Annotated in this window: 18 protein-coding genes; 8 read left to right on the forward strand and 10 right to left on the reverse strand. The window is 66.3% G+C overall.

Features of this window, described 5'->3' with window-relative positions:
• Positions 1-27 precede the first annotated feature (27 nt).
• From EWH21_RS10770 to EWH21_RS10805, 8 genes are all read right to left on the reverse strand, one after another.
• Positions 28-1,854 carry a long-chain-acyl-CoA synthetase gene (locus EWH21_RS10770; RefSeq protein ID WP_277700484.1) on the reverse strand — a complete coding sequence of 609 codons (1,827 nt, stop codon included), beginning with the start codon at positions 1,852-1,854 and terminating at the stop codon, positions 28-30.
• Positions 1,855-2,107: 253 nt separating this feature from the next.
• Positions 2,108-2,932, reverse strand: a complete 825-nt coding sequence (locus EWH21_RS10775) for an NAD(P)-dependent oxidoreductase (protein WP_047591301.1) — start codon at positions 2,930-2,932, stop codon at positions 2,108-2,110.
• Positions 2,933-3,033: 101 nt separating this feature from the next.
• Positions 3,034-5,022 carry a geranyl-CoA carboxylase subunit apha gene (gene atuF / locus EWH21_RS10780; protein WP_277700485.1) on the reverse strand — a complete coding sequence of 663 codons (1,989 nt, stop codon included), beginning with the start codon at positions 5,020-5,022 and terminating at the stop codon, positions 3,034-3,036.
• 170 nt (positions 5,023-5,192) lie between these two features.
• Positions 5,193-5,990, reverse strand: coding sequence for an isohexenylglutaconyl-CoA hydratase (atuE, locus tag EWH21_RS10785; protein ID WP_277700486.1), 798 nt, complete (start codon positions 5,988-5,990; stop codon positions 5,193-5,195).
• 123 nt (positions 5,991-6,113) lie between these two features.
• A complete protein-coding gene (gene atuD / locus EWH21_RS10790) occupies positions 6,114-7,274 on the reverse strand; it encodes a citronellyl-CoA dehydrogenase (RefSeq protein ID WP_277700487.1) in 1,161 nt (386 codons plus the stop codon).
• 55 nt (positions 7,275-7,329) lie between these two features.
• On the reverse strand, positions 7,330-8,946 hold the full coding sequence (atuC, locus tag EWH21_RS10795) for a geranyl-CoA carboxylase subunit beta (protein WP_277700488.1): 1,617 nt from the start codon (positions 8,944-8,946) through the stop codon (positions 7,330-7,332).
• 4 nt (positions 8,947-8,950) lie between these two features.
• Positions 8,951-9,820, reverse strand: a complete 870-nt coding sequence (locus EWH21_RS10800; RefSeq protein ID WP_277700489.1) for an SDR family oxidoreductase — start codon at positions 9,818-9,820, stop codon at positions 8,951-8,953.
• 181 nt (positions 9,821-10,001) lie between these two features.
• Positions 10,002-11,789 carry an acyclic terpene utilization AtuA family protein gene (locus EWH21_RS10805; protein ID WP_277700490.1) on the reverse strand — a complete coding sequence of 596 codons (1,788 nt, stop codon included), beginning with the start codon at positions 11,787-11,789 and terminating at the stop codon, positions 10,002-10,004.
• Positions 11,790-12,010: 221 nt separating this feature from the next.
• Here EWH21_RS10805 and EWH21_RS10810 point away from each other — a divergent pair, with 221 nt between their 5' ends.
• From EWH21_RS10810 to EWH21_RS10820, 3 genes are all read left to right on the forward strand, one after another.
• Positions 12,011-12,634 (forward strand): TetR/AcrR family transcriptional regulator, encoded by a 624-nt coding sequence (locus EWH21_RS10810; protein WP_037054339.1) that lies wholly within the window; start codon positions 12,011-12,013, stop codon positions 12,632-12,634.
• Positions 12,635-12,721: 87 nt separating this feature from the next.
• Positions 12,722-13,507, forward strand: coding sequence for a transporter substrate-binding domain-containing protein (locus tag EWH21_RS10815; RefSeq protein WP_037054335.1), 786 nt, complete (start codon positions 12,722-12,724; stop codon positions 13,505-13,507).
• A 77-nt stretch (positions 13,508-13,584) separates the two neighbouring features.
• On the forward strand, positions 13,585-14,403 hold the full coding sequence (locus EWH21_RS10820) for a transporter substrate-binding domain-containing protein (RefSeq protein WP_037054332.1): 819 nt from the start codon (positions 13,585-13,587) through the stop codon (positions 14,401-14,403).
• Here EWH21_RS10820 and EWH21_RS10825 read toward each other — a convergent pair.
• Positions 14,354-15,112 (reverse strand): CPBP family intramembrane glutamic endopeptidase, encoded by a 759-nt coding sequence (locus EWH21_RS10825; protein WP_277700491.1) that lies wholly within the window; start codon positions 15,110-15,112, stop codon positions 14,354-14,356. The genes EWH21_RS10820 and EWH21_RS10825 overlap by 50 nt on opposite strands.
• Positions 15,113-15,211: 99 nt before the next feature.
• The gene (locus EWH21_RS10830) at positions 15,212-15,379 is read right to left on the reverse strand and encodes a DUF2897 family protein (protein ID WP_080756935.1); all 168 of its coding nucleotides are present in this window, start codon (positions 15,377-15,379) and stop codon (positions 15,212-15,214) included.
• A 209-nt stretch (positions 15,380-15,588) separates the two neighbouring features.
• On the opposite strand from EWH21_RS10830, the gene EWH21_RS10835 reads away from it, so the two are divergent.
• The 5 genes from EWH21_RS10835 to EWH21_RS10855 all read left to right on the forward strand — a co-directional run bounded on the left by EWH21_RS10835 (position 15,589) and on the right by EWH21_RS10855 (position 20,537).
• Positions 15,589-16,863: an ATP-binding protein gene (locus tag EWH21_RS10835; RefSeq protein ID WP_277700606.1), complete on the forward strand. Its 1,275-nt coding sequence runs from the start codon at positions 15,589-15,591 to the stop codon at positions 16,861-16,863.
• Entirely contained in the window at positions 16,860-17,777 is a 918-nt protein-coding gene (locus tag EWH21_RS10840; RefSeq protein WP_152490105.1) for a response regulator, read from the forward strand. Before EWH21_RS10835 ends, EWH21_RS10840 begins: the two co-directional genes overlap by 4 nt.
• Before the next feature lie 143 nt (positions 17,778-17,920).
• The gene (gene pyrF, locus EWH21_RS10845; protein WP_037054323.1) at positions 17,921-18,622 is read left to right on the forward strand and encodes an orotidine-5'-phosphate decarboxylase; all 702 of its coding nucleotides are present in this window, start codon (positions 17,921-17,923) and stop codon (positions 18,620-18,622) included.
• A gap of 139 nt (positions 18,623-18,761) precedes the next feature.
• Positions 18,762-19,523, forward strand: a complete 762-nt coding sequence (locus tag EWH21_RS10850; protein ID WP_277700492.1) for an SDR family oxidoreductase — start codon at positions 18,762-18,764, stop codon at positions 19,521-19,523.
• A 111-nt stretch (positions 19,524-19,634) separates the two neighbouring features.
• Positions 19,635-20,537 carry a bile acid:sodium symporter family protein gene (locus tag EWH21_RS10855; RefSeq protein WP_037054318.1) on the forward strand — a complete coding sequence of 301 codons (903 nt, stop codon included), beginning with the start codon at positions 19,635-19,637 and terminating at the stop codon, positions 20,535-20,537.
• The last annotated feature ends 14 nt before the right edge of the window (positions 20,538-20,551 follow it).

A 20,551-nucleotide genomic window follows, 5' to 3' on the forward strand; every position in this document is an offset into this window, starting at 1 on the left:
GGACGAGCTGATCTGGGCGTTGCGCTTTCAGAAACGATAGTCCTGGCGCACAATGGCCGCGTGCAGCGTGCTGTCCAGGCGCTGGAAATACGCAGTGTCGGGCAGGCGCACGTAGAGTGGGTCGTCGCTCCGGGCCGGGTCGTAAGCGGCCTGCTTGAGATCGGTTTTCTTGTACTTGAAGGTGCCGGTGGTCTCCACTTCGCCGAGCAGGCGGATGAACAGGGGCGCGGCGTAGGCCGGCAGCTCCGCGTCGAGGTAGGTCGCCAGCGCTGCGCCATCGATATCGCTACCGGGCGTCAGGCGCAGTGCAGCCATGCCGCAGCGGCCGTTGGTGGCGGGAATCTCCACGCCGTAGACCACCGCGTCTTCCACGCCGGGGAAGGCGCCGAGCACGTTCTCCACCTCGGTGGTGGAGACGTTCTCGCCTTTCCAGCGGAAGGTGTCGCCGAGGCGGTCGACGAACTGCGCGTGTTTGCAGCCGATATCGCGCATCAGGTCGCCGGTGTTGAACCAGGCGTCGCCTTTCTTGAACACATTGCGCAGGATCACCGACTCGCTCTTGGCCGGGTCGGTATAGCCGTCGAAGGGCCACTTGGCGCTGATCTCGCTGATCAGCAGGCCCGCTTCACCCTTGTCGGCCTTGTGCAGGAAGCCCTTCGCGTCGCGCAGGACGCAGTCGTTCTCCAGGTCGTAGCGCACGATGGCGTAGGTGGCGGGTGTGTAGCCGACGGTATTGTCGAAGTTGAACACGTTGGTGAAGCCGATGTTGCCTTCGCTGGAGGCATAGAACTCGGTGATCTGCCGGACGCCGAAGCGTTGCTTGAACTCGGCCCAGATCGACGGACGCAGGCCGTTGCCGATCATGCAGCGCAGGCTGTTGTCCTGCTCCGCTGGGTGCACGGGCTGGTTGAGCAGATAGCGGCACAGCTCGCCGATGTAGCCGAAGCAGGTGGCCCGGTAGCGCGCCACGTCGCTCCAGAAGGCGCTGGCAGAGAAACGGCGCCGCAGGGCAATGGCGGCACCGCCGGCCAGTGCCGCGCTCCAGCATACGGTGACTGCGTTGTTGTGGTAGCAGGGCAGGGTGAGGTAGAGCACGTCGTGCGTGTTGAGGGTCAGGCCGGAGTGGCCGAAGCCGCCGTATGCCTTGATCCACTTGCCATGGCTCATGATCGAGGCCTTGGGCAGGCCGGTGGTGCCGGAGGTGTAGATCAGGAAGCAGGCATCCTTCATGCGGACGCGCAGGCTGTCCGGTGGGTTGTCCTGCGCCTGGCCGCTGCTCAGCTGCATGAGATTGGCCCAGCCGCTCGGCGGCCGTCCCGCATCGACCAGGCAGTCCTGATCGGCTACCCAGTAGCGGCGAGCATGCGGGTCGTGCAGGTGCTCGGCGATTTCCTCGAAGGCTCCGAGCAGCTCGTCGCCGATCACCAGGAGGCGGGGTTCGACCAGATTGAAACTGTGCGCCAGGACCTTGCCGCGTTGGGTGGTGTTGATCAGTGCGCCGACAGCGCCGAGCTTGCTCAGGGCGGCGAGGATCGCCAGCAGCTCCAGGCGGTTTTCCAGCATCACCGCGATCACGTCGCCATGCCTGACACCTTCGCGCTTGAATGCCCAGGCCAGGCGGTTGGCCCAGGCATTGAAATCGCGGTAGTTGATCTGGCGTTGCTCGTCCATCAGCGCCGGGCGTTCGGGGTGATGCCGGGCGGCGCGTTGCAGCGCCCAGGCCAGCGACAGCGGCTTCTCGCGGTTGCGGATGCCTGCGTAGTAGAGGCCGCGCAGCATGCGCGGCACGCGTGGCAGGTGCTGCGGCAGGTGGGCCAGGAAGCGAATGGGCGAAATCAGATCGGTTTGGCTCATGGGGCTCGCACTTGGGGTGTCAGTCGTGGGACGCGAGGCCTGACTCTAGTTGGCCCGGCCGGGCGCAGCCATGGCCCTGGCGCATGCGGACGAGGGCAGATCGGCAAATAGGCGTCGCTCTCCAGGGCACGCCCGGGTGGCAGAGCAGGTCCGCTCCGCCATGGGCCCGCGTGCAGCCGTAGCCCGGATGCAATCCGGGACGACCCGAGAGCCAATCCCCGGATTGCATCCGGGCTACGAAGGGCCGCAGTGTTCAGTCGACGAACAGGTCGGGTATCAGGCTGCCGCCTGCGGGGTCGAAGCGATACTGTTCGAAATCGCTCTGGCCCTGTTCGCGCAGGATGTCCTCGTCGATCAGCAGGCGTCCGCTGATGCTGCGGCCCTCGCTTGCGAGGATCGCACGGGCCGCGTCGGCCATGATCGCCGGGGTGCGCGCACGCTTGAAGGCGTCGCGGCTGCCCAGCTCGAACTCGATGGCGGCGGTGGCGATCATGGTCTTCGGCCACAGCGAGTTGACGCTGATGCCGTACTTCTTGAATTCCTCGCTCATGCCCAGGGTCAGCATGCTCATGCCGTACTTGGTGACGGTGTAGGGACCATGCTGGGCGAACCACTTGGCGTCGAGGTTGAGTGGCGGCGACAGGTTGAGGATATGCCCGCCGGCGCTCTGTTTCAGATAGGGCAGGGCGGCCTGGCTGCAGACCATCACGGCGCGGGTGTTGATCTGGTACATCAGGTCGAAGCGCTTGGGTTCGAGCCGCTCCACCCCCACCAGCTTGATCGCGCCGGCGTTGTTGACCAGTGCGTCGATGCCGCCGAAATGCTCGGCTGCGCGGGCCATGGCGGCTGCCACGGCCTGTTCGTCGCGTACGTCCAGTTGCAGGGGCAGCGCCTTGCCGCCAGCGGCCTCGACTTCGGCGGCGACGCTGAAGATGGTGCCCTCCAGCTTGGGATGCGGTTCGGCGCTCTTGGCCGCGATGACGATATTGGCGCCCTCGGCGGCGGCCTTGAGCGCGATTTCACGGCCGATACCACGGCTGGCGCCGGTGATGAACAGGGTCTTGGCAGAAAGTGACATGAGAGTGCTCCGGGGCTCGTTGTTGTCGTAGGGCGGATGACGTTCCGTTCACCCACCCGGGCGGTGTCGGGGCGGATGGATGCAGTGCCATTCACCCCGCATCAGGTTTCTGAAGCTTCGATTTCCACCAGCAGTTGACGGCTCTTGACCTGGTCGCCCTGGCTGACGCCGATCCGCCGGACGATGCCATCGACACCCGCCTTGAGCGGGTGCTCCATCTTCATGGCTTCCAGCACCAGCAGCAGCTGGCCCTTGCTGACGCTGGCGCCCTCGCTGGTCAGGACGTCGACGATGGCGCCGTCCATCGGCGCCTTCACCGCACCGCTGCTGGCGGCATTCTGCCCCCCGGCCGGTTCGTGGGTGACGTCCAGCAGTTCCAGGTTGCCCCGCTCGCCATACAGCCACAGGCGCTCGCCTTCGTGGTGATAAGCCTGGCGGCGGCGCACGCCGTCCAGCTCCAGGGTCAGCCAGCGTCCGTCGCTGGCCAGCAGGCGCAGGCACAGCTGCTCGTCACCCCGGCTCACGCGAAGTTGTGCCTGAGGGCCGCCGGCGACCACCTCCAGCTCGACGGCGTGCTTGTGCTCGCCCTGCTTGAGCACGCAGCGCCAGGGTGCACCGCCCGCGTTGCGCCAGCCGGACAGCCCCGGCTGATGTGCGCGCGCGCCTGCTGAAGCCTGGTAGAGCAGGGCGGCGGCGATGGCCAGCTCGGCCAGGCTGGCGCTGTGTGGCTGCAGGCTGGGGTCGTTCTCGAAGTGTTCGGCGATGAACGCCGTCGTGGCGTTGCCGGCAGCGAACTGCGGGTGTTCGAGCAGGTTGGCGAGAAAGCGCTGGTTGCCGTTGACGCCGAGGAGCACGCAGCGCTCCACCGCGCGCACCAGCTTGCGCCGGGCGTCGTCGCGGGTCTCGCCGTAGGCGATGACCTTGGCCAGCATCGGGTCGTAGAAGGGCGTGACGGCCTGGCCTTCGAGCAGGCCGTGGTCGATGCGCACACCCGGCAGCAGTTCCGGCTCCCAGCGCAGAACCTGGCCGGTTTGTGGCAGGAAGCCGGCGGCGGCATCCTCGGCATACAGGCGCACTTCGATGGCGTGACCCTGCAGGCGGATTTCCTCCTGGCGCAGCGGCAGTGGCTGGCCGGCAGCGGTGCGAATCTGCCAGGCCACCAGGTCCTGTCCGCTGATCAGTTCGGTGACCGGGTGCTCCACCTGCAGCCGGGTGTTCATTTCCAGGAAGAAGAACTCGCCACTGGCGTCGAGCAGGAACTCTACCGTACCGGCTCCGACGTAGCTGACTGAGGCCGCCGCCTTCACCGCGGCTTCACCCATGGCACGGCGCAGCTCGGGCGTCATCACCGGGCAGGGCGCTTCCTCGACCACTTTCTGGTGGCGGCGCTGCACCGAGCAGTCGCGTTCGCCGAGGTAGACGATATTGCCGTGGGTGTCGCCGAACACCTGGATCTCGACGTGGCGCGGGCGGATCACCGCGCGTTCGAGGATCAGCTCGCCGGAGCCGAAGGCGTTCTGCGCCTCCGAGCGGGCCGTGCGAATCTGCGCCAGCAGTTCAGCGGATGCCTGCACCAGGCGCATGCCGCGACCGCCGCCACCGGCACTGGCCTTGATCATCAGCGGATAGCCGATGCGCTCCGCTTCGCTGGCCAGGGTGTCGTCGTCCTGGGCGGCACCTTCGTAGCCCGGAATGCACGGCACGCCGGCTTCCAGCATGGCGATCTTCGACAGGCGCTTGCTGCCCATCAGGTGGATGGCTTCCACGCTCGGGCCGATGAATACGATGCCGGCATCTGTACAGGCACGCGCGAAATCGGCGTTCTCGGAGAGGAAGCCGTAGCCGGGGTGGATGGCGTCGGCGCCGGTCCGGCGCGCCGCCTCGATGATGGCATCGATACGCAGGTAGGACTGGCTCACCTGGGCGGGGCCAATGCACACCGCCTCATCGGCCAGCTGCACATGGCGGGCGTCGGCATCGGCTTCGGAGTAGACCGCAACGGTGCGGTAACCGAGCTCGAGGGCGGTGCGCATCACCCGGCAGGCGATCTCGCCACGGTTGGCGATCAGGATCTTGTTGAATGCGGGCATCTTCGTGCTCCTGTGCGGCGATCCGCGGATTTCATCCGGGCCACGATGTTCGTAGGGTGGATCGCGCTGTCTCGATCCACCGTGTGTGGTACGTGCGCGGGCGGATGTGAAAAACGACAGCCACCCTGCGGTTGCTCCGAAAGGACGGCGGTGTCAGGCCGTCCAAGCCATCATTGCGCCCATTTCGGCTTGCGTTTCTGCACGAAGGCCATGGTGCCTTCGACGCCCTCGGCGCCCGTGACGGCGGCGGCGAACTGTTCGGCCGCGCGGTCGAGCAGTGGGCCGAGCGCCTCGCGTTCGCTGGCCAGCAGCAGCGCCTTGGTCTGGGCGTTGGCCTGCGGCGCGCACTGGCGGATCTGTGCCAGGGTGTCCTGCAGGCGCTGTTGCAGCGCAGCCGCGTCGGCCTCGCAGTGATGCACCAGGCCCAGGCGCAGCGCCTCGGCGCCGTCCACACGGGCGGCCGTCAGCGCCAGGCGGCGGGCCTGGGTCAGGCCGATGCGGTGCATCACGAACGGGGCGATCTGCGCCGGCAGGATGCCCAGCGTGGTCTCAGGCAGGCCGAATCTGGCGTCGCTGGCGGCGATGGCCACGTCGGACACGCAGGCCAGGCCGAAACCGCCGCCGAGCACGGCGCCTTCCAGTACGGCCACCAGCACCTGCGGTGCGGCCTGGGCTTCTTCCAGCAGCGCACCGAAGGCGCGGTTCAGCTCGCGGTAGGCGTCGCCGCCTCTGGCGCGGGCGCCAGCCATGTCCTTGATGTCGCCTCCGGCGCAGAAGTGGCCGTCCGCGCCACGCAGGACGAGGGCGCGTACCTCCGGCTCATGGCGCACGGCTTCCAGGATGGCGCGCAGCTCGCCGACCATGGCCAGGCTCATGGCGTTGCGGCTGTCCGGACGATTCAGGGTGACGTGCAGCACGCCGTTCTCGAGGTTCAGCAGCAGGGTTTCGCAGTGGGGCAGGTCGTTCATCGCATACCTCGGTGTAGGGCGGGTGGAACCCGCCGCACGGCAATGGCGTTTCGGCGCGTGGGTGGACGTCGCTTCTTACGTCCACCGTCAGGGTGGATCGATAAGGCGTGATCCACCCTGCGTTCAGGCTTTCTTCTTCCCGGGCAGGATGCCCATCAGCTTGCAGATGATGCCGAGCATGATTTCGTCGGCACCGCCGCCGATGCTGACCAGGCGCACGTCGCGGTAGGCGCGCGACACCGGGTTGTCCCACATGAAGCCCATGCCGCCCCAGTACTGCAGGCAGGCGTCGGATACCTCGCGGCCCAGGCGACCGGCCTTGAGCTTGGCCATCGATGCCAGGCGGGTGACGTCACGCCCCTTCACGTACTGCTCGGTGGCCTGGTAGACCAGGGCACGCAGGGCTTCGATCTCGGTCTGCAACTCGGCCATGCGGAAGTGGATGACCTGGTTGTCGATCAGCGGTTGGCCGAAGGTGTGGCGCTGCTTGCAGTAGTCGATGGTGCTGTCGACGCAGTGCTCCAGGCCCTTGATCATGTTGGCCGCGCCGAACAGGCGTTCCTCCTGGAACTGCAGCATCTGCATCATGAAGCCGGCGCCTTCGTGACCGATGCGGTAGCGCTGCGGCACGCGCACGTTGTCGAAGAACACCTGGGCGGTTTCCGAGCTGCGCATGCCGAGCTTGTCCAGGTGCGGGCTGACGCTGATCCCCGGCGTCTCCATCGGCACCACGATCAGCGACTTGTTGACGTGCGGCTTGTCGTCGCTGGTGTTGGCCAGCAGGCAGATGAAGTCCGCCGATGGCGAGTTGGTGATCCACATCTTGCTGCCGTTGATCACGTAGTCGTCGCCGTCCTTGCGTGCGCTAGTCTTCAGACCGGCCACGTCGGAGCCGGCACCGACTTCGGAAACCCCGATACAGCCGACCATCTCGCCGCTGATGGCCGGGCGCAGGAACTCGTCGCGCAACGCGTCGGAGCCGAAGCGGGCCAGGGCGGGCGTGCACATGTCGGTCTGCACGCCGATGGACATGGGAATACCGCCGCAATGGATGGTGCCGAACTCCTCGGCGGCGACGATCGAGTAGCTGTAGTCCAGGCCCATGCCGCCGAACTGCTCCGGCTTGGAGATGCCCAGCAGACCCAGTTCGCCGGCTTTCCTGAAGATGTCGTGGATGGGGAAGCGACCTTCCTTCTCCCATTCATCGACATGCGGGTTGATTTCCCTGTCGACGAAGTTGCGGACGGTGCGGCGGAGTTCTTCGTGTTCCTGGGTGAAGATCATTGTTGTTGTGCTCCGTATCGAATGGGGCTGGCGGGGGGCACCCGCCCTGGGTTTTTCAGAATCTGGCGACGCCGAAGCTGTTCGTCTTCAACGGACGCAGGCTCGCTTCGGCGCAGATATCCAGCAACAGGCCCAGCAGCTTGCGCGTATCGCGCGGGTCGATCAGGCCGTCGTCCCACAGGCTGGCGGTGCCGTACAGCGCGGTGGACTGGCTGTCGAGCTTCTGCGCGGTAACGGTTTCCAGCATGTCGAGCATCTTCGGATCGGCCTCCTTGCCTTCCTTGGCGTGTTTCTCCTCGGTGACGATGCGCAGCACCTTGCCGGCCTGGGCGCCGCCCATCACCGCGGTGCGGCTGTTGGGCCAGGCGAAGATGAAGCGCGGGTCGAGGCCACGTCCGCACATGGCGTAGTTGCCGGCGCCGTAGGAGCCGCCGACGACGATGGTGAGCTTGGGCACCGTGGCGTTGGCCACCGCCTGGATCATCTTCGAGCCATGCTTGATCACGCCGTGCTGTTCCGACTCGGTACCGACCATGAAGCCGGTGGTGTTGTGGAAGAACAGGATCGGGGTATTGCTCTGCTCGCACAGCTGGATGAACTGCGCCGCCTTGGCCGCACCCTGCGGGGTGATCGGGCCGTTGTTGCCGATGAAACCGCAGGCCTGGCCTTCGATCTGCAGGTGGCCGCAGACGGTCTGGCTGTCGAATTCGTTCTTGAAGTCGAGGAACGCCGAGCCATCGGCGATGCGCGCGATGATTTCGCGCACGTCATAGGGCTTCTTGGCGTCGGCCGGCACCAGGCCGAGCAGCTCCTCGGCCGGGTACAGCGGCTCGCGCCAGGTTTTCGCCGGGCGTGCAGGCAGTTGCTGGTTCCACGGCAGCATGGCGAGGATCTCGCGGGCCAGGCGCACGCCATCGGCGTCGTTCTCGGCCAGGTACTCGGCGGTACCGGCGACCTGGGCATGCATCTCGGCGCCGCCGAGTTGTTCGTCGCTGGCGATCTCGCCGGTGGCGGCCTTGAGCAGTGGCGGGCCGGCGAGGAACATCTTGGCCTTGCCACGCACCACCACGACGTAGTCCGACAGCCCAGGCTGGTAGGCCCCGCCGGCGGTGCTGGAACCGTGCACCACGGTGATCTGCGGCAGGCCCATGGCGGACATGCGCGCCTGGTTGGCGAAGCCGCGTGCGCCTTCGACGAAGATGTCGGCGGCGTAGTTGAGGTTGGCGCCACCGCTCTCGGCCAGGGTCACCACCGGCAGCTTGTTCTCGACCGCGATCTGCTGCAGGCGCAGGGATTTCTTCAGGCCTGTGGGGGAGATGGTGCCGCCCTTGATCGCGCTGTTGTTGGCGATCACCAGGCAGCGCACCCCGGCGATGTAGCCGATGCCGGCGATCAGCCCGCCACCGGCCTGGCTGCCGTCCTTGTCGTCGTGCAGCTTGTAGCCGGCCAGCGAGGCCAGTTCGAGGAACGGCGCACCGAGGTCGAGCAGCAGGCTGATGCGCTCGCGGGGCAGCAGCTGGCCGCGCTTGTCGAACTTGGCCTTGGCCTCCTGGGCCTTGTCGAGCACCTTCTGTTCCACGTCGCGGAAGCTGGCGATGGCCGCCAGCATGGCCTCGCGGTTCTGCGCGAAGGCGTCGCCATGTACGTCGATTTCCGATTGGATCACGGGCATCGCCTTACTCCTGGTCTTTCAGTACGTCGGGCACGTAGGCTCGGTGGAAACCGTTATACGATTCGCTGTTCGTCGCCTTGCCCAGTGTCCAGGCGCGGGTGCCCTGGCTGGCGGCGCCATCGATGCGGATGGTATTGCCGCTGATGAAGTTGGCGCCGGGGCTGAGCAGGAACACGATGGCCGCGGCCACCTCGGACTCGCTGCCGATGCGCTGCAGCGGTACGTGATCCTTGAGGTTGCGGATCATGTTCTTCATCGATTCGGGGTAGGTGTCCATGCCGCTGGAGGCGATCCAGCCGGGTGCCACGGCGTTGACCCGTACGCCGGCGTGGCCCCACTCGTAGGCGGCGGTCTTGGTGAAGTTCTCCATGCCGGCCCGCGCCGCGCCCGAGTGGCCCATGCCGGGCATGCCGCCCCACATGTCGGCGAGCATGTTGACGATGCCGCCGCCGTGCTTGCTCATGCTCTGCAGGAAGACTTCCCTGGCCACCAGGAAGCCGCCCACCAGGTTGGTGCGCACCACGGTCTCGAAGCCTTTCTGGTTGATGCCGATCAGCGGCGCCGGGAACTGCCCACCGGCATTGTTGACCAGCTGGTGAATGCGCCCGCGCTGTTCGATCAGCGTGGCGACCATGGCCTTCACGCTGTCTTCGTCGCGGATGTCACAGACATGCCAGCTGGCGCTGCCGCCATCCTCGATGATCTCGCCCGCGGTGTTTTCCAGCTTGTCCTGCTTGCGCCCGACCAGCACCACGTGCGCGCCGAGATGGGCCAGTTCGTGGGCCACGCAGCGGCCGATGCCGCTGCCACCACCGGTGACCAGGATGGTCTGGCCTGCGAAAAGGCCGGATCGGAATACGGAGTCGTAGCTCATTGTTCTTGTTGTCCTTCTCGGTTCCGTAAGAGCGGCGTCAGCCGCGATGCTCTTGCCCAGTCTAGATCGCGGCTGAAGCGATACGTCGCCCGACCGCTCCTACAACATCGAAGGTGGAAGCCGCGTAGCGTTTCCCACCCGAAGCCGGTGGATGACGCGTCATCCACCCTACGATTGGCACCTACAGCGCTTCGGCCAGCGCCCTGGGCACCGGCACCGGGAATTCCAGCAGCTGCTGGGCGAACGCCTTGCCCTGCGGGTCGATGCGCAGGCTGGCAACGCCACCACCGCCCAGCGCGTTCTCCAGCAGGAAGTTGAGGCTGTGGCTGCCCGGCAGGTACCAGCGGCTCACGCGTCCCTGCTCGGCATCCAGAGTGTGGGCCATCCACTGAGCCACCGCCTCGGGTGTCAGCGCAGCGGCGATCCACGGCAGGTACTCGGGCTTTCTCGCCATCACGCCGATGTTGCTGTGGTTGCCCTTGTCGCCGGAGCGCGCCACGGCCAGGCGCACCAGCGGTACGGCGCTGTCGGCGTCGTCCATGGGGATGGGCAGGGCTGCGGGGGCGGGCACCTGGGCCGGGTCGAAGGCCGCCACCTGCGGCAGGCCGACCGGCTGGCGCTCGCCGTCGATCTCCACCTCCAGGGTGCAGGCGCTCTTGTCCACGAGGAAGCTGAACAGGCGGATCACCGGGTACACGGTCGGTCGTCCGCCGACGATGCCGGTCAGGCCGGGGGCCATGCCGGTGGCGGCCTGGGCGATTTCGCGGGAGAACAGTAGCAGTGCTTCCTTCCTGGCGTGACGCGCGGCGATCTTCACCACCACTTCGCGGCTGTAGCGGCGATGGGCGTGGGCGCCGTAGGTGGCTTCACTGCCGAGCAGCTCGATGCTGACCTCCTGGTACGGGCCCCAGTCGCGCTCGGCGAACAGCTCTTCGGTCTTGCGGATGATCGCCTGGCTGACCCGTTCGGCCTTGGCCACGGCATCGATGCCGGCGAGCAGGAAACTGGCGGTGCAGCGGAAGCCGTCCGGGTGGGTGGCGCTGACCTTGTAGCGGTCGCCGGGAGGCAGGCCGCGGGCCCCCTGCAGCTGCACTCGGTCAGGGCCGACCTGGCTCAGCTGCACCTGGCTGAAGTCGCAGACCACGTCCGGCAGCAGATAGGCGCGCGGGTCGCCAATCTCGTAGAGCATCTGCTCGCCGACGGTGAAAGGCGTGACCAGGCCGCCGGAACCTTCCGGCTTGGTCACGACGAAATGGCCATCGTCCGCGACCTCGACGATGGGGAAGCCGATGTGTTCGTAGTCCGGCACGTCGCGCCAGTCGGTGAAGTTGCCGCCGGTGCACTGCGCGCCGCATTCGATGATGTGCCCGGCCAGGGCGGCCTGGGCCAGCCTGTCATAGTCGTCCCAGGCCCAGCCGAATTCGTGCACCAGGGCGGCGCTGACCACGGCGCTGTCGACCACGCGGCCGGTGATGACGATATCGGCACCGCGTTCGAGCGCGGCGACGATGCCCGGTGCGCCCAGGTAGGCGTTGACCGATACACAGAAGGGCGGCAGCGGCGCGTCGCTGAACATCTCGCGGGTACCGGCCTTGACCAGTTCGCCAAGCTTGGGCTGCAGGTTGTCGCCATGCAGCACGGCGATCTTCAGTTGCACGCCGGCCTGCTCGCAGGCCGCCTTCAGGGCCGCGGCACAAGCCATCGGGTTGACCCCGCCGGCGTTGCTGATGACGCGGATGCGCTTGTGCGCCAGTTTGCCCAGCAGGGGCGTGAGCACTTCGACGAAGTCGCGGGCGTAGCCCTCGTCGGGCTTCTTCATCCGTGCGCCGGCCATGATCGACATGGTGATCTCGGCCAGGTAGTCGAACACCAGATAGTCCAGCTCGGCCCCGCGAACCAGCTGGGCGGCGGCGGTGGAGGTGTCGCCCCAGAATGCGGAGGCGCAGCCGATGCGTACGGTTTTAGTCATTGTGATGGCCCGTGACACATTGAAGGGATGCGTCGACATTACCAAGCAAGCGCTTGGTTGAAAAGCGCCGGGAGAGGGCAAAACGGCCAAAAATGCGCCCAAGCGCTTGCTTGGTAGGTGTTCGGCGCATACATTTCATCATGCAAGACAAGTACTTGCCGGCAGCATCGAGAATTCATCAGAACAATTGCCGGGCAGGGCAGTGAGGGGGATCAGTCAGCGTGGAAGAACACAGGGCCCAGGCGGTAATGCAGGAACTGGTCGAGACAGGCCGGATTACCGACCCGGACAGCGCACGCGGCAAGCTGCTGCAGATGGCCGCCCATCTGTTTCGCAGCAAGGGCTACGAACGCACGACGGTGCGTGACCTGGCCGCCGCCATCGGCATCCAGTCGGGCAGCATCTTTCATCACTTTAAGAGCAAGGACGAGATCCTGCGCTCGGTGATGGAGGAGACCATCGTCTACAACACCGCGCTGATGCGTGCGGCGCTGGCGCAGGCGCAAGGCACTCGCGAGCGCCTGCTGGCGCTGATTCGCTGCGAGCTGCAATCGATCATGGGCGGTACCGGCGAGGCGATGGCGGTGCTGGTCTACGAATGGCGTTCGCTTTCCGAGGCAGGGCAGGCACAGGTGCTGGCGCTGCGTGACACCTACGAGCAGATCTGGCTGGAGGTGCTGGGCGAGGCGCGTGATGCGGGCTATTTCAACGGCGACCCGTTCATCCAGCGGCGCTTCCTTACCGGCGCGTTGAGCTGGACCACCACCTGGTTCCGCTCCCAGGGCCCCATGACCCTCGATCAGCTGGCCGAAGAGGCCTTGTCATTGGTCTGCAAGGAAGCTTGAGCAAATTGAACTAAGCTAGGGTCGATGACGACCGTTGGCGGGTTCCGAGGCGTATCGCACCCTGTATTACGTGACGAGAGGTCGAGTTTGCGTGCGCTAGTTGCTTGTCTGCTTACCTACCTCACGCTGCTGAATGTGCCGACGGCCATCGCGGCGCAGGAGGTGCGTGTCGGCGGCTACCACTTCCCTCCCTATCTGGACAAACCCGAGTCGCCGCATCCGCAGGGGCTGGTTCCGGATCTGCTGCATGCGCTCAATGCATTGCAGCGGCAATACCATTTCGTGCTCGTGCCGACGTCGGCGACCCGCCGCTATCGCGACCTGCAGGGCGGGCGCTTCGACCTGATCTTCTTCGAGTCGAGCCTCTGGGGCTGGGACGCGACGCCGCATCTGGAGCTGAACCTTTCCATAGACGATGCCGAGGTCTACGTCGCGGCGGCCGAACCAGGGCGTGGCCAGGCGTATTTCGACGACCTGAAGGGCAAGCGTCTGGCCCTGTACAGTGGCTATCACTATGGCTTCGCGGGTTTCGAGGCGGATCCCGAGTACCTCGCGCATACGTTCGATGCGCTTATGACCTATTCTCATGACAGCAACCTGCGGATGCTGCTGGCGCGTCGGGTGGATGTGGCGGTGGTGACCTGGTCGTACCTGCAGATGTTCCTCGACCGGAACCCGCAGCTGGTGCCCGAACTGCTGGTTTCCGAGCGTGTCGACCAGCAGTATCGCCATCAGGTGTTGCTGCGTCCTGGCGGGGTGCTGACACCCGATCAGGTGGCCGGAATGCTGAGTGAGTTACAAGAAAATGGTGAGCTTCCTGCGCTACTTCGACGCTATCGTCTGACATTGGCTGGCAAAGTAGTAGCGGACTGAAAAAACTATCTGGTTGGTCAGCAAAGACTCGGGTAGGCTGCACCACAACTAGAAGAAGGATTTTTTGGGGAGTCGACATGCGGCATTCGCGGCGCTGGATTCACGGATGGCTGAGTGCTGTCTCGCTGTTGCTCGTCGGTGCAGTTTCCGCAGCCGAGACCGTCAAGGTCGGCGGTGCGCATTTCCCTCCCTATGTCGACAAATCCAATGCGCGTGAGTCGACCGGGCTGCTACCGCAGCTGCTCGAAGCCCTCAATCAGGAGCAGAGCGACTATCACTTCACCATGCTGCCCACGGCCATCGTGCGGCGCTTCGGCGATCTGCAGCGCGGGCGCATCGACATGGCGATCTTCGAGAATCCCAGCTGGGGCTGGCAGGACATCGATGCCACGGCCGTCGACATGGGGCTGGAAGATGCCGAGCTGTTCGTTGCGCGGGACGAGGAGCTGCGTGGCCAGGAGTACTTCGATCAGCTGCAGGGCAAGCGCCTGGCCCTCTACCGTGGTTACCACTACGGCTTTGCCGACTTCAACAGCGACCCTGAATTCCTGACCCGGACCTACAACGCCAACCTCGGCCATTCCCATGACAGCAACCTGCTGATGGTCCTGCGCGGCCGTGCCGACATTGCGCTGGTCACCCGTTCGAACCTCTACGACTTCATCAAGCGCAACCGCGAGCATGCCCGCGCGCTGCTGATTTCAGAGCGCATCGATCAGGTCTACCACCATCACGCCATGGTCCGTGCCGGCTCGCCGATCAGCCCCGAGGCGTTCGCCGCCTTGCTCGAGCGACTGCGGGCCAAGGGCGAGCTCGAGCGGATCTTCTCGCCGTATCGCATCGCCGTCATGCCAGTCGTAGTGGGTAGCTCAGCAGCAGCACGTGCAGAAGATTGACCGCGGCGTGCAGAGCGATCGCCAGGCTCAGGCGCCCGCTGTAGTGGAACGCCAGGCCGTAGCCGAGACCGGCCACGGCAGCCAGCAGGGCGAATAGCGCGCTGAACGGCAGATGAGCCGCGCCGAACAGGGCGGCGGTGAGCAGCAGGCCCGGCCATGTGCCCAGGCGCTGGGTCAGGGCGGGCTGCAGTACACCACGGAACAGCAGTTCCTCGGCCACCACCGCAACGCCTAGATTGACCGCCAGCCACAGCCAGAGCCCATCTGGCCATTTCGGCTGCCAGGCGACCAGGCCCAGGGCAATGGCCAGCGGCGGCACGGCGAGCAGCGTGAGGATGCAGACCAGCCCGGCGCGCGTGCAGGAGAGCGCCGGCTTGCCGGGTTGCCCCAGCCACCAGGCCAGCAGCGTCATGCCCACCAGCAGTTTGTCCCAGGACAGGCGCAGCGCGTAAGGTGCCGCGTCAGGGCTCAGCTGGCGGGGCTCCCATAGCGGCCATGCGCTGAAGCCCGGCAACAGGTGCGCGGCCAGGGCAATGCCGCTGAGCAGGGCCAGGATGACCCACGGTCCGTTTGGCAGTGATCGATGACCGAGCAGCACGGCAGTACTGAACAGCGCGCCGAGCAGCAGGCCGATCGGCTGGATGAAACCCGTCGCGAAACCCAGCGCCAGGGTGAAGGCTGGAATCAGCAAGCGCAGGTGCAGGGGCATGGCGCCTCCTCGTGAACGAGGGGCGCAGTCTAGCAGGAGTGGGCGAGCCGTTCGGCGTCCCCGTTCCTGTCTGTCGCGGCAGGTCGATGAGTCGCCGCTTCAGCGTTCGCGATTGTCCTTGGCGTCCTGTTCGGCATTGCGCTCGTGAATGCGCTTGAGCTGCTCCTCGGTCAACGGCAGTTTCTTCGCCGTGTCGCGCAGCATCAGCAGGCTGCCGACGATGGAGCCCAGGGCGATAACCAGGATGAGCCAGGCGTACCAGGGCATGGACGGTTCCTCTCGGGGGATGGACCTTCACCATACGCGCTCGGCTGTCTGTTGTCAGGCGGGCGCCCCGACGGCGCTCGGCTGCGCCTGAAGCACGGAGGCGATCGTGATCTCTGTCACATGATGGCAACTTGGCGCTGTTTGAATGGCGACTTTCAAACAGCTGGGGGAGGCTGTTCGTGACCCAAGCCAGAGCGCTGCAATCGCTGATGCGAGCGGTCGAACCACTCGCTGCGTCGATGAGCATCAATGAGGTGGCCGACCTGTTCCTGGCGGCCGAGCACCGCGCCTTCCTTTCCCTGCCGGTGGTCGATGACCAGGGACTGCCATTGGGGCTGGTCAGCCGCGCCACCTTGCAGGACATCTTCATGCAGCGCTTCGGCCGCGACCTGCGCGGGCGCCACCCGGTGGGCGAGGTGATGAATCCCGCGCCGCTGATCGTCTCGCTCGAGGCCGGCCTGGAAGAGGCGGCCAAGCAGGTCACGGCGCAGTTGCAGTACCCGATCACCGAGGACTTCATCCTCATCGATGGCCATGGCCACTACTGCGGCCTGGGTACCGTGCTCGACCTGCTCAAGGCCATGGAGGCACGGGTCGCGCAGCGCAATCGCGTGCTGCGCCAGGCGCTGGTGGACCTCAAGGAGTCCCAGGCGCAGCTGCTGCAGTCGGAGAAGATGGCCTCGCTGGGGCAGATGGTGGCGGGTGTCGCCCACGAGCTGAATACCCCGCTGGGCTATGTGAAGAACAACGTGCAGCTGCTGCGTGAGCTCAGCGCGCCGCTGTTCGATCTGGCCGCGGCCCAGGCTCATCTGGGCCAGTGCCTGAACGATCCCGGCTGCGACGAAGCGCGTCTGGGCGAGGCCTTGCAGGCTGCCGAACAGGCGCGCCGGCAGGCGGCCCCGGAGCTGCTCGCCGAGGACCTGCAGCAGCTCTACGGGGACACCCTGTATGGCCTGGAGCAGATCGCCGAACTGGTGGTCGGCCTGAAGGACTTCGCCCGCCTGGACCGGGCCATGAGCGAAGAGGTCGACCTCAACGACTGCATCCGCAGTGCGCTGCTGATCGCCCGCAACCACATCAAGGACAAGGCCGAGGTGGTGCAGCAGCTCGGCGAGTTGCCCCGCGTTGCCTGCGCGCCCTCGCAGATCAACCAGGTCCTGCTCAACCTGCTGACCAACGCGGCGCAGGCCATCGACGGGGTCGGGCGCATCCAGATTCGCAGCTGGGCGGACGAGCAGGGTGTTCACGTCTCGTTGCAGGACAACGGCAGCGGCATGCCGGCCGAGGTCCTGGCGAAGATCTTCGACCCCTTCTTCACCACCAAGCCCGTGGGGCAGGGCACCGGCCTGGGCCTGTCCATCAGTTACAAGATCATCCAGGACCACGGCGGCCAGATCCGTGTCGCCTCCGAACCGGGACGCGGCACGCGTTTCCTGATCAGCCTGCCACTGCCCGTCACCGTCGCCATGAAAAGGAGCGCCTGATGTCCGCACCCGTTCGCATACTGTTCGTCGACGATGAAGAGCGCATTCTGCGCAGCCTCGCCCTGCAGTTCCGGCGTCACTACGAGGTGCTGACCGAGAGCGACCCGCTGCGCGCCCTGCAACGCCTGCGCGACGAGCACATCCATGTGCTGGTCAGCGATCAGCGCATGCCACAGATGAGCGGGGCGCAGCTGCTCGCCGAGGCGCGCGAGATCGCACCGGACACCCTGCGCATCCTGCTGACCGGCTACTCCGATCTGGATGCGGCGGTGGAGGCGCTGAACAACGGCGGCATTTTCCGCTACCTGACCAAGCCCTGGGATCAGCAGGAAATGGCCTTCACCCTGCGCCAGGCCGCCGAGCTGGCCGTGCGCCAGGCCCAGCCGCTGCTTGCCACTACCCACGAACAGCTCAGCGCACCGCTCTCGCTGCTGTTGCTGGACGACGAGCCCGACACCCTCGCCGTGGTCGGTGAGTTCTGCGTGGCCGGGGGGCATCGCCTGCTGCGTGCACGCAACCTCGCCGAGGCGATGCTGCAACTGAACAACGAGCGCGTGGACATCCTGGTCAGCGACCTCAAGCTTGCCGGCGAAGACACCGCGCCGCTGCTCAAGACCCTGGCTCAGGCCCACCCGCGCTTGCTCAGCCTGGTGGTCACGCCGTTTCAGGACACCCAGGCCCTGCTGCGCCTGGTCAACGAGGCGCAGATCTTTCGCTACCTGCCCAAGCCGATTCGCCGTGGCCTGTTCGACAAGGGCCTCAAGGCTGCCGCCGAACAGGCGGCGATCTGGCGCGCGCAGCCGCAGCAGGTGGTCAGCCGCCTGGCCGAGGTGCCGCGTGACGAGCGTGAGCAGGAAAAGGTCGGCAGCCTGATGGGCATGCTCGGGCGCCTGCGAGAGCGGCTGATCGCCTGATTGCATGCCGTCGGCCGCGCCCCCTCTGCGGCCTGCGGCAGGCGAGCGCGTTCTGCGGTGGCGCCGGGTCGCGTGCTGCTCCAGCGCCCGGTCGCTTTGCGCTACAATGCGCGGCGTTTTTGACTCAGCCCGAGAGCCGTCCCATGCCTGCCTGCCAAACCCCCATCATCGTCGCCCTCGACTTCCCCAGCCGTGACGCCGCCCTGGCGCTGGCCGACCAGCTCGATCCGGCGCTGTGCCGGGTAAAGGTCGGCAAGGAGCTGTTCACCCGCAGCGGCCCGCAAGTGGTCGAGGCGCTGCAGGCCAAGGGCTTCGAGCTGTTTCTCGACCTGAAATTCCACGACATTCCCAACACCACGGCGATGGCGGTCAAGGCGGCGGCGGAGATGGGCGTGTGGATGGTCAACGTGCATTGCTCCGGCGGCCTGCGCATGATGGCGGCCTGCCGCAATGAACTGGACAAGCTGGCTGGCGCCAAGCCGCTGCTGATCGGCGTGACCGTGCTGACCAGCATGGAGCAGCAGGACCTGGCCGGTATCGGCCTGGACGTAGCGCCGCAGGCGCAGGTGCTGCGTCTGGCCGGCCTGGCTGCCGAAGCGGGGCTCGATGGCCTGGTCTGCTCGGCGCAGGAGGCGCCGGCGCTCAAGCTCGAACAGCCGCGTCTGCAACTGGTGACGCCCGGCATTCGTCCGGCCGGCAGCAGTGCCGACGACCAGAAGCGCATTCTGACCCCGCGCCAGGCGCTGGATGCCGGCTCCGACTACCTGGTGATCGGTCGTCCGATCAGCCAGGCCGCCGACCCGGCGCAGGCGCTGGCCGCCGTGGTCGCCGAACTGCAGGGCTGAGCCGCGCGCCGACCCAGGGCGCCACGCCATCAGCGCCCTGCATGACCTGTCACTCCAGAGCCTGATAGTGCTGCTCTGCGCCCAGCCGTCTGGCTAGACTCCTCGCCAATTCAACAAGAATCGTTGCGAGGAAGCAGACATGAGCATGACGTTCTCCGGCCAGGTCGCCCTGGTCACCGGCGCTGCGGCCGGCATAGGCCGCGCCACCGCCCAGGCATTCGCTGCCGAAGGGCTCAAGGTGGTGGTTTCCGATGTCGACGTGGCTGGCGGTGAAGGCACCGCCGAGCTGATTCGTGCCGCCGGTGGTGACGCCTGCTTCGTGCGCTGCGACGTTACCCGCGATGCCGAGGTGAAGGCCCTGATGGAGGCGACCCTGAGCCAGTACGGCCGCCTGGACTATGCCTTCAACAATGCCGGTATCGAGATCGAGCAGGGCAAGCTGGCCGACGGCAACGAGGCCGAGTTCGACGCGATCATGGGCGTCAACGTCAAGGGCGTGTGGCTGTGCATGAAGCACCAGATACCGCTCCTGCTGGCCCAGGGTGGCGGCGCCATCGTCAACACGGCGTCGGTGGCGGGCCTGGGGGCGGCGCCGAAGATGAGCATCTATGCGGCGTCCAAACACGCGGTGATCGGCCTGACCAAGTCGGCGGCAGTGGAATACGCGAAGAAGAAGGTGCGCGTCAATGCGGTATGCCCCGCCGTGATCGACACCGACATGTTCCGCCGCGCCTACGAGGCCGACCCGCGCAAGGCCGAGTTCGCCGCCGCCATGCATCCGGTCGGGCGCATCGGCAAGGTGGAAGAAATCGCCGCGGCTGTGCTGTACCTGTGCAGCGATCACGCCGGCTTCACCACCGGCCAGGCCCTGGCCGTCGACGGTGGCGCCACGGCGATCTGATCGCACCCGCGCGGGAGGCGATCACGGGCGAATCTTGGCACGCAGGGCCACTGTCAGCGGTGGTCCTGACTGCGCAGAATCCTGCCAGGTTGAACAGGAGCGATAACAATAATGACCGCCGATCCCTTGCTGACGCTTTTCCTTCCCGCCGCGCTGGGCATCATCATGCTCGGCCTGGGCCTGTCGTTGAGCCTGGCCGACTTCGCCCGCGTGGCCAAGTTTCCCCGGCCGGTGCTGATCGGCCTGGCCTGCCAGTTGCTCCTGCTGCCGCTGGCCTGCTTCTTCCTGGCCAAGCTGTTCGGCCTGGCGCCGGCGCTGGCCGTCGGCCTGATGCTGCTGGCGGCCTCGCCGGGCGGTACCACGGCCAACCTCTACAGCCACCTGGCCCATGGCGACGTGGCGTTGAACATCACCCTGACCGCCGTCAATTCGGTGGTCGCCATCCTGACCATGCCGCTGATCGTCAACCTGTCGCTGGCGCACTTCATGTCCGCCGACCAGGCCATTCCGCTGCAGTTCGCCAAAGTGGTGCAGGTGTTCGCCATCGTCCTCGGCCCGGTTGCCATCGGCATGTGGCTGCGCAGCCGCTTCCCGCACTTCGCCGAGCGCATGCAGAAACCGGTGAAGATCGTTTCGGCGCTGTTCCTGCTGCTGATCATCCTGCTGGCGGTGGCCAAGGACTGGCGCACCTTCGTCGAGTACGCGCCGGCGGTGGGTGGTGCGGCGCTGGCCTTCAACCTGCTGAGCATGGCGGTGGGCTACTGCGTGCCGCGCCTGCTCAAGCTCGATCTGCGCCAGGCCATCGCCATCGCCATGGAGATCGGTATCCACAACGGCACCCTGGCCATCGCGCTGGCGCTGAGCCCGGCGTTGCTGAACAACCCGACCATGGCCATTCCGGCGGCGATCTACAGCCTGATCATGTTCGTCACGGCGGCGCTGTTCGGCCTGTGGGTCAACCGCGTACACGGCGCTGAGCTGGTCGAGCCGGTGGCTCAGGGCGACGGGGCGTAGCCGCAGCAAAGCGA

It is taken from the genome of Pseudomonas sp. REST10 (genome assembly GCF_029542605.1).
In the GTDB taxonomy this organism is placed as follows: Bacteria; Pseudomonadota; Gammaproteobacteria; order Pseudomonadales; family Pseudomonadaceae; genus Aquipseudomonas; species Aquipseudomonas khazarica.